The sequence below is a fragment of the Pseudomonas triticicola genome, assembly GCF_019145375.1.
In the GTDB taxonomy this organism is placed as follows: Bacteria; Pseudomonadota; Gammaproteobacteria; order Pseudomonadales; family Pseudomonadaceae; genus Aquipseudomonas; species Aquipseudomonas triticicola.
The window spans coordinates 2950152-2965149 of record NZ_JAHSTX010000001.1 but is presented as its reverse complement, the minus strand read 5'-3'; the positions used below and the strand labels follow the sequence as shown (position 1 = coordinate 2965149).

9 protein-coding genes are annotated in these 14998 nt (G+C 47.4%); 6 read left to right on the top strand and 3 right to left on the bottom strand.

Annotated features, from left to right (window positions below):
- Nucleotides 1-265: 265 nt before the first annotated feature.
- Nucleotides 266-472 (bottom strand): hypothetical protein, encoded by a 207-nt coding sequence (locus KVG85_RS13110; protein WP_217864058.1) that lies wholly within the window; start codon nucleotides 470-472, stop codon nucleotides 266-268.
- 206 nt (nucleotides 473-678) lie between these two features.
- Here KVG85_RS13110 and KVG85_RS13105 point away from each other — a divergent pair, with 206 nt between their 5' ends.
- The gene (locus tag KVG85_RS13105; protein ID WP_217864057.1) at nucleotides 679-1908 is read left to right on the top strand and encodes a ComEC/Rec2 family competence protein; all 1230 of its coding nucleotides are present in this window, start codon (nucleotides 679-681) and stop codon (nucleotides 1906-1908) included.
- A 192-nt stretch (nucleotides 1909-2100) separates the two neighbouring features.
- Here the strand turns inward: KVG85_RS13105 and KVG85_RS13100 are convergent, their stop codons facing one another.
- Nucleotides 2101-3075: a hypothetical protein gene (locus KVG85_RS13100; RefSeq protein WP_217864056.1), complete on the bottom strand. Its 975-nt coding sequence runs from the start codon at nucleotides 3073-3075 to the stop codon at nucleotides 2101-2103.
- Between the two features lie 1305 nt (nucleotides 3076-4380).
- Here KVG85_RS13100 and KVG85_RS13095 point away from each other — a divergent pair.
- From KVG85_RS13095 to KVG85_RS13085, 3 genes are all read left to right on the top strand, one after another.
- Nucleotides 4381-5094, top strand: a complete 714-nt coding sequence (locus KVG85_RS13095; protein ID WP_217864055.1) for a hypothetical protein — start codon at nucleotides 4381-4383, stop codon at nucleotides 5092-5094.
- A 187-nt stretch (nucleotides 5095-5281) separates the two neighbouring features.
- Nucleotides 5282-8509 (top strand): hypothetical protein, encoded by a 3228-nt coding sequence (locus KVG85_RS13090; RefSeq protein ID WP_217864054.1) that lies wholly within the window; start codon nucleotides 5282-5284, stop codon nucleotides 8507-8509.
- 346 nt (nucleotides 8510-8855) lie between these two features.
- On the top strand, nucleotides 8856-9422 hold the full coding sequence (locus KVG85_RS13085) for a sce7726 family protein (protein WP_217864053.1): 567 nt from the start codon (nucleotides 8856-8858) through the stop codon (nucleotides 9420-9422).
- Here KVG85_RS13085 and KVG85_RS13080 read toward each other — a convergent pair.
- Nucleotides 9419-10483: a beta family protein gene (locus KVG85_RS13080; RefSeq protein ID WP_217864052.1), complete on the bottom strand. Its 1065-nt coding sequence runs from the start codon at nucleotides 10481-10483 to the stop codon at nucleotides 9419-9421. The two genes, KVG85_RS13085 and KVG85_RS13080, sit on opposite strands and share 4 nt — an antisense overlap.
- Nucleotides 10484-11679: 1196 nt before the next feature.
- On the opposite strand from KVG85_RS13080, the gene KVG85_RS13075 reads away from it, so the two are divergent.
- Together KVG85_RS13075 and KVG85_RS13070 are read left to right on the top strand one after the other, a co-directional pair.
- Nucleotides 11680-13065, top strand: a complete 1386-nt coding sequence (locus tag KVG85_RS13075; RefSeq protein WP_217864051.1) for a tyrosine-type recombinase/integrase — start codon at nucleotides 11680-11682, stop codon at nucleotides 13063-13065.
- A gap of 9 nt (nucleotides 13066-13074) precedes the next feature.
- Complete coding sequence (locus KVG85_RS13070) at nucleotides 13075-14994, top strand: hypothetical protein (RefSeq protein WP_217864050.1); 1920 nt, start codon at nucleotides 13075-13077, stop codon at nucleotides 14992-14994.
- The last annotated feature ends 4 nt before the right edge of the window (nucleotides 14995-14998 follow it).

Genomic DNA, 14998 nt, shown 5'->3' with positions numbered 1-14998 from the left:
GGCGGGGGGATTTGAGTACCGTTGAACATCCCAGAGGGATCAGTGGGCCGAAACCCAACAGCCGAAGCTGTTAATTATCAGAACCGCCCTCGTTCGCACGAGAGGAAATACCCACCCCTTCGCGGATGATTCTACAGTGCCAGCATGAAGCGCGGAAGCCATCCATTGATCCTTTTAGTCAGTCTCGGTGTCGCCAGTTTTGAGGCTGTTTTTTTGCCTGGCCGCGACGGCGAGTGGGTGGTTGGAAAAGTGCCGCTGGTAAGTTTTAAGCAGCGATCTGCCCCCGGATTCTTTGATCACGCTCAGGAGGCGCTTCGCCTTCCCGGTAGCCAATTAAGTAAACGAGTTGTCTAGCGTTTTCTGCGTCGATCAGTACTTTAGAGGCTGCACTGATGGTTGCATTCGTCCAGAGCTCATAGGTCTGCTTCAAATGGCCAAAGTCTTCATCATGTTTGGCAAAATCGCGCAGCACGGGTATTCGATTCGCAATTTATGGCGTTACGATAGGACAATGCAGCGCGTGTTGCCGACAACCTCCGCTATCAGTAATGAGCTCGCCAACATTAAACTCCAGTTCCTGCAAAGCCCCATCAGGAATCCGAATCGCACCGTCTGTTTTTGCCTGTCACGTGAGTTAAAGAGGAAGTGGGCAAGCAATTCTTAATCAAGGGAATGTCAATGTTTTATTTTGAAAGCTCCGTGTTTTTCTGCCAAGTCGATTCCTTTCGGGCGTTTAAGGACTATCAGAAAAATGGCCGTTGCGTCAGATTGCTTGCCGTACCGGAGTATCAGTTCAGCCAGTCTTCTGTGGAAAGCGAACTTGGTGTGCAAGTCATTTCAATAGAAGTAAGTTATTGGGAGTTTTATCGTTTAGCGTACGGTAATGGCCGGGTGCCCGCTAAGAGTGTTCGCGATAAAATTGACATTTTGGATGAGGATGTTGAGGAGCGGAGTAAATGGTATAGGCTGGAAGTCGATTGGAACGCTCCTCACAGACACGGCTATGCATACCCAACTTTTGGCGATGATGAGCCTCGATTTTTTGAGCTTTTATCATGTAGTGCGGCAATCGAAAAGCTTTCTCTGGCGCCGGCGCCTCTAGTAGAAAATAAGCTCTTGGTAGTGGGTGAAAGGCCCGAAGGTGTCATGTTCAATAATAATGAGAGTAATTGGACTTTGTCAGCTTTCCATGTCGGACAAGGAATGTGTTCAATCGTTTCGAATGGTAATGAAGCCATTTTGTTAGATGTGGGAGCTGGTACGCCGGTCACTCGAGGGCTATATCAAAAGAATAAGATTGACAATGATCTCGCTAAAGTGATTGAAGGTGTTGCATTTATAGATATCGTCCTCTCGCATGCAGACCAAGACCATTGGCGAATCCTAGCTTGGGATGCAAACCTTCGAAAAAAAATCAGACATATCTTTGTTCCCGAAGGGGCGAAATCGTTAGCGTTTAAGGATCCATCGATCAGAATGGATATCAAAGAAGTTAATAGGTTAACTTTTTCGCTTTCGGCTGGTAGCCGGATAGAGGTCTACCGCAGTAAGCCAAGTAGAAATGACGACAATGGTCACTGTCTAATCTCCACATTTGAAAATAAAGGAAAGAAAGCTTTGATTGCTGGAGATTACGTTTACGATCGGTTTAGGACGGACGCTAATAGTGATGTGAAGGCCTTGGTCAACGAGGAGTTTGATGCCGTGGTCGTTCCCCATCATGGCGATGATGAAAGCGCATTTGGAATATTCAAAGCGCGAGACGGGGCAGTGGCATTTTTTTCTGCTGGAGATCACAAGGGTTTTGGGCATCCCACCGCGACCTCACGTGATAACCATATCCTGGCTAATTATAGAGAAATCTGCGATAACTTATGTGGAGATATCAAAGTTGTCGAGCTAATATAGTTGACGACCATGAAGTTAATGACTAGGGCTGGACGCTGAAATAAAATCAACTCCCTGATTTATAGCTAAGATCCGATCGTGTAATAATGACCTATATTGAATTATTTACCTATTGATGAAGTGATCGTGGATGTCCGGCTGGCGGCACCGATTGTAATGGATGTAAGGAGTAGGCATCCACGAGTTCTTGGTCTAAGGTTGAAATTCGGTGTATTCGTCGGTCAGTGCGTCGGTCAGTCTTATGATGGTATAATTGCTGTGATCTAAAAAGTCCGGAAAATGGTTCTGTCTGACATGATTTGCAAATTTGTTTAGTGTTGCGCAAAGTTTGTAAGAGGCATCAGAAATGCTTTCCTGCCATTTACGAAGTTCTTCGTCATGGAAGCGTGCATTTGGGTTGGGCCAGGTGTTTTTCCACGAGTTGTCCCAGGTTCGCTCGCCGTTTTTCTCAGTGCTAATCTTTGAGTAAAATAAGTTGACGAAAGAGTTAATCCCTTCAATCAATTCCTTGCTTACATTCATTTCATCTTCACTGAAGTTTATGGCGAATAGTGATGATCTAATATTGGATAGAAGGTCAAGGTCTAAAACTTTTAGCGCGAAAAACGGAACCTGCTCGTCAATTTCTTTCCAGCGATCTATTGGAAGTCGCATGGAAATAATATCGGCGGCGATTTTTATAGCTGATTTGTTGGCCCTGCTGATAGAGTGCTTGGAAATTAACCGGCCCTGCTTTTCAAGTGGTAATGTATAAAAAATATTTTGGAGATGTGTTGCGGTAAATATTTTAGTTTTAATCTTTCTATCAGTTTCTAGTTTTAGTACGCGTTCTATTAATCTCTTGTCGGCTCCCTTGAATTTCTCGTTAATTACGAATATGTATTCTTCAAGTTTGGTTATGTAGTGCCAGTTTTCAGCCAGCTTGTCGAAATCATCAACTAATTTTGATATGGCAATGTTTGTGCTGGTGCTATTTACAGATTCTGGGGCATAAACTTGATAAAAAGTGCCTGTCTCCTTCACAAATCCGTCATTTCCGCCGTCCATTTTTTGTCGGACGGGACAGAATCCATGCACGCCATATGTCATAAGTTCATTAAAAAATCTTTGAAACGAAAGTCCATCAAGTCTGTGGAATATAAGTTCTAGCTCGGTATCGTAGTCCATGGGCTTTCAGTCGGGCAGTGATATTGAAGCGCTATTACTAATTCTTTAATTGTAAACTGTCAAGATGGTCTTCGCGGGCATCCTGCAGGGCGGGCGGCTTATCTAATCAGCACCTTATTTCTCCTCCGCGCCACGATGCGGCTCGCTATTCCAAGCTTGTTAAAGCTCGTCTATTCGATTCGAGCTTTTTTTTGGGGGCGCTGGGACAAGGCGGCGCGTGTTGCCGAAAAAGCCTTGGATCAGTTACAACGCGTCGCCTTCATCCAATTCGAGGACTTGCAGCGGTTCCTCTGGAGTTTGACCCGCACCTTCATTGCCCTTGATTGCCATTGCCGCTCGGTAGTGGCGAAATACGACAGTTTGATAGTGGGCCTTTTGCGATCATCAGCGACTCTGGATTGTGAGAATAAGATGAGCGGAAGGACAATGGTGTCGTAGAAGGTATCTTAGCTGAAGATATAGTAACGGCCGATCGGATTCGGAGCAACAGCTCTGGCCCTCCATCATTCAGAGGGCGCTCGGTTAAACCCTTGATCGAATTTGACTCTAATGTCAGGCATCACCTAAACAGAATGACTGCAGGAGTAATAGGCGTTGTACGATTTTATAATTATGGCAGCTGCTCTAATTTCTACTGTCAGCAGAAATCCCGAGGTGTTTGTTTTAGAAGAGGACATCCAATATGTACTAGCACAGTTTTACAACATCATCATTTGGATGCTAGTTCCGTACTTACTAGGAATGATGGGCGCAGCAGCTAGAGAGCTCCCAGCGAGATTCAAGCGGAAAGACAGCAAAAAGCTCACGGTTTTCGTGGCTTGGTATCGAAGTAAGGTGTTTCTGGCTGTGGTGGCTTGTGTGTCGTCGACACGCAGCAGGTTAAGCCAAAAGATGGGGGAGCACCGCCGGGCATATTAGTTCGGAGTTCTACTCAATGGCCCTTGAAGCCGTGCTGGCGGGAATGTTTGCGTCAAACATCTATATCTTATCAACCAATGAGTCGAGAAGCTGGCGCGGGAGGCTGAGTAGACACGGTCGTAGGAAAATAAAAGGCCGTGGCAGCTCTCGTCCAAGAAATGACTTCGCAGGATGCGTCGCCAAGCGCGTGTCTTTCAGTGCGCGGCAGACCTCGCGGAGGGTAAAGGATTGCAAATGATTTATTTCCACAGCGCGGCTGCTACTGGCGGCCCTTCAAGAGAGTCCTCGCCTGGACATGCAGTCATGCTATATGGTGGCATTCTGCCAATGGTTTCGGGGCGATATGAGGCGGTAGCTAGAACTTCATTACACAGGGATAGTTTGGGTATGACGTACATCAACTTGCGCAGTGATCAGCAAGCTGCAATCAGCGGCGTCGACGAGACGGTGCTTCGGGCAGCAGTACGCAAATGCTTGGATGAAGAGCGCGTAGGGCCGATTCGTGGGCTTGGGCTCAGTGACTGTGGCCCCTATGTGGGTACCGAACTTCATGCGTTTCAACAAGCGATCGCTGAGTACAGCAAGGCCAAGGCCCATGCCAAGCGCGAACGGACTCGGCAAGATGCGCTGCACGCCGGCAGTGACCTCGTTCATGCGGTACAGCAGATGAAGAGCCGGCTCGAAACTGAGCGCCTTGAGGGGGAGTTGTTCTTCATCGAAGACCAGATCAGGCCGCCTTTCCATCTCAGCAAGCGGTTATCGGTGCCCGTGGCGTTCCGCTGGCGAGCGTCTCCGTCTGCGGACTGGAAGTACGGGCAACTGACGTTCGTCTACGATTTCTCCCCTCAGCCCAGTTATACCTTGCCGCTGCCCAAGCGCAAACCCAGCGCGGCGCAAATAGCGAGGGATCTCGAAGCCAGTCGGTACCGAGAATGGGAGTGCTTGAAGGCTCAGGCCCTTTGCTCTATGAGGAGGTTCTTCCGCGATGGTGGTGACGGTGATGCTGTGCCTGAGGTGTTCGCGGTGAGACCTAGTCCCTACGGTGGGGGCTTGAATAACTTCAGCTGCAATTTTTGGCAGGCCGAGAGGCCAGCACTATAAATTCGAGTAAGCATCAGCCTCGGTAATAGGGGCTGGTGTATACGACCGTCCGCTCACCCAGTGTGGGCAGACGTTCCCATGCATCGTGTACCGCACACCATCACGATGACGTCGACCCCTGCATTAACCTAGGGCTAGAGCGTTGATCGTAGCCGGGCAGTGCCAGTGGTCATTTCAGGAGTGGACGATGGATAAGGAACAATCGGTTACCAAGATAACTGCTCCCAAGCCGCAAGACTTTCTGCGAGCGAGACGTCCGGAGCAGTTCTCGGACTCTTTAAAGCTACAGGAGTCGACTATCGATCGCTCCATTTTGGAGTATCACTTCGAGACCCTAAACAATCGAAGCCAAGAGCTTGAGTTCGAGATATTCGTACGGAAGCTTTGTGAGCGAGAAATTTGCCCCAACCTAGTTGCCCAGACCGGCCCTACTGCGGGTGGGGACGGTAAAACCGATACCGAGACGTATCCTGTAGCCAGCCAAATCGCCTTTTTCTGGGGATTAAACGAGGCCCCGGAGTCCGAGCGATGGGCATTCGGTGTCAGCACCCAGAAAGATTGGAGGGCAAAATGCAGAAAGGATGTTGAGAGCATCATGTCCACCGGGCGTGGGTACTCACGCATCTTTTGTGTCTCCAGTCGATTCATCAAGAACAGCCTGAGGGCGCAGCTTCAGGATGACCTTTCGGAAAAGCATGGCGTCACGGTCACAATCCTTGATCGAACTTGGCTGCTTGATAAAACACTGCAGCCTAAGAATCAGCAACTCGTCATCGATCACCTAGGTCTTACAGGCAGCATTGAAAGCAAAATTCAGATCGGCCCATTCGACGCTGACAAGAAAATTCAGCTAACAGAGATCGAACGCCAGATCGAACAGATTGAAGATCCCGGCCATCTGACGCTCTCCCAGGTCGACCTCTACACCAAGCGGGCCATCATTTACAAAGAGCTGGAACATGATGCCGTTGCTGTGGAGCACCAGTTCAATATTGCTGTGCGGGCAGCGAAAAAGTTTGGTACCCAGAGACAGCATTTCGACGCCCTTTACCAGCTAACCTGGGCCGCGTACTGGTGGCTGGAAAATGCCGCTCTCTTTGAGGAAACCTTTGAGAAAGCGCTCGGCGTGGCCCGAGAGACCGACAATGTTGAGGTGTGGGAGAAAGTCGTAACGTTGTTCAATCTGGTTATCACCACTCATCGAGACGGTAAGTGTACCCTTGATATCGGCTCCATCGAGGCCACCATTCGAGAGAAGCTGAACTCGATAGCCGACAACTCGGACATGATAAGCAGCGCATTACAAGCCAAGACCTCTCTGGCGCTTCTGGATCTGCTTGTTGCCGAAAATGAGGAGCAAGCCACTAACACCTTCCGTTCTTTGAGCGAAATCGCTGATAGTGCTCATAAGCTGATTGGCTACCCTATGGCTCGTCTCGTCAACTTGCTCGAAGAACTCGACGTGGCCTTTGGAGATCTCAAGGCCTACGAAGATCTCATGGATAAGCTCATTGATGATGCGGGTGAACGGGAAAATAGCCGAATAAAGGCAGATAAGTACCTGAGACGAGGAGCGCTGAGCAGCGATAAACAGGATTACTACAGGGCGATCAAGTGCTTCGGGTTATCCCTGTCTGGGCTGTATAGCAGTGAAAGCAAGGCGGAAGTCTTCGCTGCCCTTTATATGTTGTCCCATGCATACGATAAGCAGGGCCTGCTGTGGGCTGCGCGCGGAGCAGCGCTGATGGCAGCTTATGTGATCACCTCTGACGCACTGAAGGAACAGCGAAGCAGTTCTAAGCAAGCTGCTATTTACCAACGACTCATGTGGATCGAAGGTCAACTAGGTCGTGTGAGTCAGTCTTTGACTTGGTACCACTTAGCTCAACTTGTCTCTCAAACGATGGATGAAAAGCTGTGGACAGAAAATCAGAAAATGAATTATGAGGTTCTGATTGGTCAGCTATTTCTCAATGCTGATTTTTCAGACGTTGAAAGAATAGCCTGGCTGCCGGACAAGCTGAATCAGTTGGATCTAGGGCTCAGTGCAGATGCGCTATTGGTATGCTTAGGCCATGAAGATAAAGCGGGGCCTGAGGGTGAGCCAATTGATTTTCACCTTATGAATATGTGGCGCAGTATTGATATGGGCGCTCCGGTGGCCCCGCTCGACCTTTATCTGGATCGCTGGACAACCATAAGCTCCTGTATTCTGGGTTGTAAGGTGTCTGTGTCCTTCCCGGTAAAGTCTCCGTGCATTGAGTTAGCGCAGCAATTGCTGGCTGTGCTGGAGAGCTTCTGCGCACCGATGATGGCAGATCATGCAACGGCTACAGTGCCCGCCGTGAATATTGATATCTTATTGGAAGATGAGGATGGCTTCATACTGCAGCACAGCTTCGACACCGCTGCGCAGGTGACCTCTGCTGAGATCCTCTGTTCACCGTTCAGTATTGCTAGTTTGACCGATGAACAACGAGATGTGATCAGGCAATTTTACAGTGAATTCTGCCTTCACTTTGTGTCCATTATTTGCCCTCAAATAAGCTGGTCGAAAATCGAAGAGATGCTTCGGGAAGACAAGGCCTTGGAGCGATCAGTTGTCTTCAATTGTAATATTGGATTGGACAGCTATTTTATGGGGCGTAATGCTGTCCCAAGCATCGAGTCTCATCAGGATGATGCCTTAGAATTTTACAAGCCAACTCGGCGCGTAACTTGGCATGAGCACCACAATGTAGAACCTATGGACTGGCCCTCTAAATCTGATGAGCCTGAGGAGCGTCCAAAACATCCGTTTCAGTTTTCGACAATGAAGCATAGAGAGCTTAAAGTTGTTTCTATCATCCAAGAAAGCTTGTGGAGTCAAGCCGGCTGGAGGGGTTTAGGCTTTCAGACATGCGAAGGCGAAATTCCAGTGCTGATATTCGGCTTCGAGAATGCCGCTGTCGGACATAAGATATTTGAGAATATCGCAAAAACTATCGGAGACAAAGATGCCAACAATACTTTGCGCATCGCATTGATACGGGGCATTGACAGTCAGAATCTTGCGCATTATCGCGTGGCGGTTACAAGTGATCTTGATCGATCTGAAGATGGGTCTTCGAGAGTCCAAGCGGGACTGTCTAGGCTACATACTATGACGCCAAGTTCCTCTGAAAATATTGACAGATTTTTGAAGGATTATGAAGTACGTAAGAAGTGTCATGTCGCTACAGTGAATGCTAAGGGCAAGCTCGTTAGTCATTTGATAACTTCTGGCGTCGTTGTCATGTATGCCTGGGAGATCGATGAAAATGACCAGGAGATTTCGGCGATCAAGCCTGACGACGATATCTTTGTTCCGGCAGACGTGGAAAATCCTCCAATCAGCCGCGCGCTGGCGAAGCTTCGTTCATTTGAAAACAGGTAAAGGTTACATCGCGGCCTGAGCCAAGCGAAAACCCATCGTAGTCAAGACGAAGTTCCTTCCGCAACGATGGTGATTGCAGCGGCATAACCGAGTCACGTTTGCCCAGCCAGGGCAGCGCTGCAGAGACTTAGGCGACTATCGCTGCACTTTCTGGAAGCTGCTCTTCCAAAATCCCTCACAAGAGAAAGGTGCTGAGGTCGGCCAAGGGGAAGGTGGTCAAGCCAGGAATGACCTAGTGCAGGCTTGGCTTTGCGTCATCGTCTTCACCCGTGCCGGACAGATATCACGCTGGTGCGGGCCCCGTGGTGATCGACGACTGGGCGCTTTTTAGCGTGAGAAGCCTCAATTGTCTGTCTATAATCCGCGCATGTTGAATCCAACCGAAATCCGCCCAATCCTCAAGCAGTGGGTCGCGAAAGCGATGTGCCATGAAGAGAGTGACGTCTTCATCGAGGAACTGTGCTTCATCGATAAGGCCAGACGCGCCGACCTCGTTCATGCCAATGGAAAGCTAACCGCTTTCGAAATCAAATCTCATGCTGACACCTTGGCACGCTGGGAAGGCCAGCAGCAGGCCTATATGGCATGCTTTGACGAGGTCTGGCTATGCTGCCATTCAAAGCACTTGGTGAAGGCTCTTGAGTCATGTCTGCCGCATGTTGGCGTACTCGTCGTCGATGACTATTCCGGCATGGCGATGATTCGAAAGGCGAAGCCGAACAAGCTCCAGGATAAATTTCACCTTACGGGGTTTTTATGGCGTAGTGAGTTGGATGCACTCGCAAACCAGCATGGGGTGCCAACGAAAAGTCGCGACCTCATAAAAGAAGTGCGCCGCCAGCTCAGCGACGCCCTTCCCATGAATGTGATCAGGTCACATGTATTGGTCAGCCTGAAAAAACGTTACCGTTAGAGCAAGTCATCGGCATCGAGGTCATCGAAGCCGTCAGTATCTACGATGGACTGGATCATGGCGCAGATATGCTGATTGATCCTGTATCCATTCCATGTTCCGTTGTTCCCGTAGCCGGTAGATGTGGTGACAATTCTGCTGTACTCACGAGTAGCCCAGCAAAAATCGTCACCGTGGTAACCCGGCAGCCCTCTGATTTCTTGGGCGATTTCAACGTACCGCACAAATTCCTTGTCCGAACCTTTGCGTCGTTGCCACCATTCTGTTGGTGTGTAATAGCAGGCGAAAGGAAGCACAGGCATGCCTCGTATGTATTCCATCGAGGCGGTTGGATTAGTGGCGGCGTAATCCCCATAGACAATATCCGACGCTATACCGCTGGTATCGACCCTTGCTTGCCACGCAACGTCGTAACAGGCGGAGGAACGTGAAGTGTTTGAGGCCGGCTTATCGATAGGGAAGGAGGTGCTCATCAGCACCAGATTCGGTATCTGATAGGTATTAAGTTGACGCAGCGATACATTGAAATCCGAACCTGAGGCAGTATTGGCCGGGGCTGTGGCGCCGAAATCCAAAATCACCGTCGCGGTGTCTGGGCTTTCAAGAGCATCCAGGATTGATAGTAATCTGCTCCACGAAGTCGCAGTAGGGTTTTCCGGACAGGTAACCCTGATAGCTATATGTGGGAAATCGCGTTGAAGAGCGAGTGCACTTTGGATGACTGCTCGTTGGGGGTCATCATCTACCCAGGAAACCACTGGTATAACGTTCTGGTTGATGCCTGCCACATCTGAGAAGAATCGACGTTTGTTCTCAAACGCACCATGAGGATTATGCAGGTCATTCGTAGTAATGAAGGCCTCAGCAACGTCCTTCGCTACTCTTGAAACGTCCAGAAAAAAAGGATGCTCAGTCCAGTTCGCCAGGAATGTTTGTAGGTGTCTGTCCTCGTCACCCCGCATGTCCAGCAAGGGCGTCACCACGTCCCGCCTGAAGTCTTCCAGATTTATCAAAGCCTTAACGTCGTTCTGACCAACTCGTAAACAAGCCACGTATTGCATCTTGCACTCCTTGCATGTTGTGAAAAACGTATTCGCCGTAATGCTGAATGCATAGCGAGTTGAGGGCTCCGGCGTTCAGCGAGCGTCGACATGCGGAACATATCTGTGCGTGCTGCACTGCCACTGGCCGACGTCATGCTCCCAGCGAGACGGCAGGTCGAGATTGGTACGATAGCACTTGGCCATTTGATAAAAGCCTTGAAGCGCTATTTTTTTAGGATGCGCTGTTTGCCTATGTCCGACTACTCGGCGCATTACTCATATTGGAGCTCACCAAATAGTCCGATCATGAGATCACTGTCCAGCATCTCAATAGGGAGGGTTACGTACAGGTCAGGATGCCGAGGTGCTGCCTTCCCGTCGTGGGCAGAGTTCTTGGTGTGACTTTGAACACGCTCTACGTTTTCTTTGATGTAGGGAGGCACCACTATCCGACCGTGGTTCTTACATAGGTTCTTTTTCTTGCCACAAGGTGGTTCCTCCATCGCTGCCGGCTTGCCACCCTCGTCTGTCACCACCCACCATGGCGTCCCATCGCCCCTTGTACCAGTACACGCAGCCTCTGCAGACCAGTACTCCCTGACCGTGCATTATCGCCTCGGCAAGCATCGTCCGCTGAAGACGGGAGGTTGTTAACACATCGAAACTTTTCCGATAAGCATGAACGGAGGCTATCAAAGCAGAGTCGGTGAGCTCATTGATCAGCGGCACTTCGTGTTGTCGTTCAGTGAATCCAAGTTAGGCCTTAAGTGGTTATGAATTGTGCTAAAAAATCAAATGGTCGCGTTATTGTATTTGATGAGTTTAGAAGTTAACATCACTATGCCCCCGTCTTAATGCAATCGTGTCAATATATATACTATGTTAGTTGCTGCGGTGTAGCGATTTGTGCACGACAGAAATGTTGCTTGCAAATCTAAACGCTGCGCGATAGTGTTTGCTCAGCTAGTGACTAGCTCGGAAAGAAACGGAGAGGGTAATATTATAATCCGACGGTATTTAGTGAGTCATTTGACTTTGCTTAAGTTACAGATGCAAGTCTATTTGGCAGGCTGTACTTAAAATCTCAGATACTGAGACCTCTACAATATCATTCGATCAATCGATTCTGCTTGCTCTTCTGTCTTGCTGTCGATTTAGATCCTCGCAATAAATATCGAAATATTAGTCGAGTCATTTAACAAAGGTATAGGTAGTTGAGCTCACCTGCTAAATTTAGAAAGACGGTGCTTACATCTGTCACACTTTCAGAGACTATCCCGATTGATATATGGTTGGAGAAATATTCGGGCAGAACCGAGGCTTCTGAGTGCGAAGATATATTCGTTCCTATGTCTGGTGTGTATGTTAGTAACTTGCCTAAGCTTACAGTTATTTTGAATCCCGATGGTTCGATCTGGATGCACGGATCTCTCTATCTGTTGTCGCGCGCGTTGGATTATAATCCAATCGTACCCGAGTCTATCGATTCGATCGCACGAGATCTTGTTCATTTCAGGAAAACCTTAGAAGAGCATGATCTTGATTACCTGGACTTTCCTCTCAATCTATTCAGGCGGCCTACTTATGCCTATTCAGCTCTCCTGAAAGAGAAAACAAAGCGTAAGTCGAGCGCTGATGTGGAGAAGAGGCAACTATCATCAATGCGAGGGTTTTATAAATGGATGAAAAAAAATGATCCAGACTTTCGCCCGCAATTTCCGACCTGGATCGACCAAATCCGCCATGTAAGTTATTTAGATGACGGGGGGAACACGGTTTGGAAAGAAATTATCACAGATGATTTGCGAATCAAGCATGCGGGTTCTGTTGACCTAGGCACAATTAATGATGGGGGAAAACTTCGTCCTTTACTTCCGCATGAGGTTGAGTCTGTGTTGCGCGCACTTGCCAATAACGGCAATGTAGAGATGATGCTGATTTTTGCTATCGCATTGACTAGTGGCGCACGAATTCAAACAATTTTGACGATGAGAGTAGGTGATATATGCGTAAGAGAGTACGAAAGCACACGATTAATTCCTACTAAGTGCGGAGGCGGTTCCCTAATCGATACTAAAAAAAACAAATCAATAACGATCTTTATTCCCTTGTGGCTTCATAAAAGGCTAGGTGTCTATGTGCGATCTAAAAGATATTTAGATCGACTGTCTAGAAGCGGCTATGAGAGTAACAAACAAAGTTACGTGTTTCTAACGACATCTGCGAAGCCCTATTATATATCTAGGTTAGATCCTAACTATGCTACCACCCCTGAGGCGATTAATGGCGGATCGGTAAGGACGTATCTTATGGGTCTGAAATCTAAAATTTTAGAGGCTGAAGGGAAAACAATCGATTTCTCCTTTCATGATTTACGTGCCACATTTGGTATGGGGCTCTTGAATGAATTAATGGAGCAGGTTAATGATGGTGAGCGAACCCTGTCATCTGCACTGAACTACGTAAAAAGACGAATGTGTCACAGTAGGTTGGAGACAACTATGAACTATTTTAAACATTATGAAGACGCCGGCGCAGCGTATGACGCCCAAGTAACATATGAAAAGCATGTTGAGTCAATCATGTATGGAAAAGAGTAGGGTCTGCTAATGGGGCGTGAAGTGGTATGTCTAACATTAAAGGATTTTTGTGTAGATAATGTTTATACACTTTTAAATAGTTGCTCTATATCCCAAACAGTGATGATCGCAGATAAGAAGGCGCTCGATTTGGGAGCATTGACCTACTCCAAACGCGAAAAAAAATCCGGTAAGGCTCAACGTGAGGTGGATGATACGACCTTCGAGGTCGAACGCGGATTAGCGATTTCATATTGGCTAAAGAACAATACTGAGCGGTATCTTTCTGGTCTCAGCGAGAAAACATTCGTCAGAGAGTGTCGAGAGCTCATTAGTATGGTAGAAAAATTCGATGAGTTGGAGAGTAACGCCTTCAAGTCACCAGAATTCCTGAACGAGACTTATGCGAAATTTCGTACTTATGTGCACGGATTACGTCATCCCGATGGGTCGCATTACGAAAGTATCGACTCCAGACTAAGTTCCGCCTCAAACATAATGGATGCATTTTGTAGTGGTCTCAACTATAGAAAATATCCGGTTGAAAAACTACAAGGAGACATCGCGAAAGCTAAAAAGTCTGCGACCATTTCTCCAGAGGAGGCGTTGGTTGAGGAGTCGTTGACCCTAGCATTCATGATTTTCTCGGGATTGTATGATCTCATAAAAAAACCTGGGCAATATCCCATGAGCTTAAAATTGCCCAAAGAAGAGGTCTGGCTTTTTCCAATAAGACAGTTTTGTGCTACCGACGAATTATTACGTACTGGCAAGCCGACGCTGGAGAGAAATATTCTTTGGAATTATAAAGTTGGAAGAGTCAACAGAGTCGATGAGATGATGGAAAAGTATCCACTCGGTTCTGTTGATGTATCTAAGAAAAAGTATGCTCTTCGTTGTCATTACCAAGAAGCCATTGATCTTATTGAAGAGTGCAATGCGGATCTTCAATGCATATCCCGTCGCCGTCTTATGAATTTGGCTCAGTTCGCATATTTAACTATGTTTATCGCAAATACTGGAATGAATGAGTCCATTTTACGCGATCTTGAATTCCAAGCAGAGTGGGCTGATGAGGATTTTATAGGTGAAAGAATTGAAGTCGGCTTTCGAGGTTTGAAAGCTAGGGCGGGCAATAAGGTGGTTACGTTCAATATCACTGTGGTTCATCTTAAAGAGTTCAAGCGTTTTATAAAGTTGAGAAAAGAAATCTGCAATGGGAGTAATTATAAATACTTATTCGTTGCGATGGATTCCAACGGATTGTGCATTGGTGAACCTTTAATTGATAATTCCATTTTAGAATACTATAGAAAAGTTCGCTCATACTTTTATCCTAAGATTAAATCTATTTCGTTTCGTCAGTGGCGAAAGTATAAATTTGATAATGTGAGTAAGCTTGCTAGTTTTAAGATTGCTGTCGACGCTCTTCAACATACCGAGACGACTGCTATTTCAAATTACATGGAGCAGGCGTGTGAAGAGTCCATTCTGGAAATTTCACGTTTCATAAAAGCTTATGATCAAGGGCTTACGCTCGAAGGCAGATCTAATGCTGTGCTAACGCCAGCGGGTGTATGTGGAGAACCCGGTAGTCCACAGCTCATAAAAGTGATTAATACTATTGCTCCTGACTGTAGGAACTTTTTAGGGTGCTTGTTTTGTGAGAATTTCCTCACGCATGCGATTGAAGCCGATATTCGAAAGCTGGTGAGTATGAAGTACTTTCTAAATAAAATCATGCCCCTGTCTAGGTCTGGAAACGCTTTCGAGAGTACTGGAGGATTAACACTTCAGCGACTAGATGATTTTTTAGAGGCGATCAAAAACATTTCGCCAGAAATTAATGCTCTTGTTCGGAAAGTTGAATGCGAAATCGATGAGTTTCAAGCGCTTGATTCCTACTGGCAGAGTAAGCTTCATCTACTATCTAAACTTGACCTAGTATGAGATT

What these genes read in the sequence shown, in the direction of transcription:
- KVG85_RS13090 (WP_217864054.1), top strand. Translation starts at nt 5,282, where the DNA reads ATGGATAAGGAACAATCGGTTACCAAGATAACTGCTCCCAAGCCGCAA.
- KVG85_RS13080 (WP_217864052.1), bottom strand. Translation starts at nt 10,483, where the DNA reads ATGCAATACGTGGCTTGTTTACGAGTTGGTCAGAACGACGTTAAGGCT.
- KVG85_RS13100 (WP_217864056.1), bottom strand. Translation starts at nt 3,075, where the DNA reads ATGGACTACGATACCGAGCTAGAACTTATATTCCACAGACTTGATGGA.
- KVG85_RS13105 (WP_217864057.1), top strand. Translation starts at nt 679, where the DNA reads ATGTTTTATTTTGAAAGCTCCGTGTTTTTCTGCCAAGTCGATTCCTTT.
- KVG85_RS13095 (WP_217864055.1), top strand. Translation starts at nt 4,381, where the DNA reads ATGACGTACATCAACTTGCGCAGTGATCAGCAAGCTGCAATCAGCGGC.
- KVG85_RS13070 (WP_217864050.1), top strand. Translation starts at nt 13,075, where the DNA reads ATGGGGCGTGAAGTGGTATGTCTAACATTAAAGGATTTTTGTGTAGAT.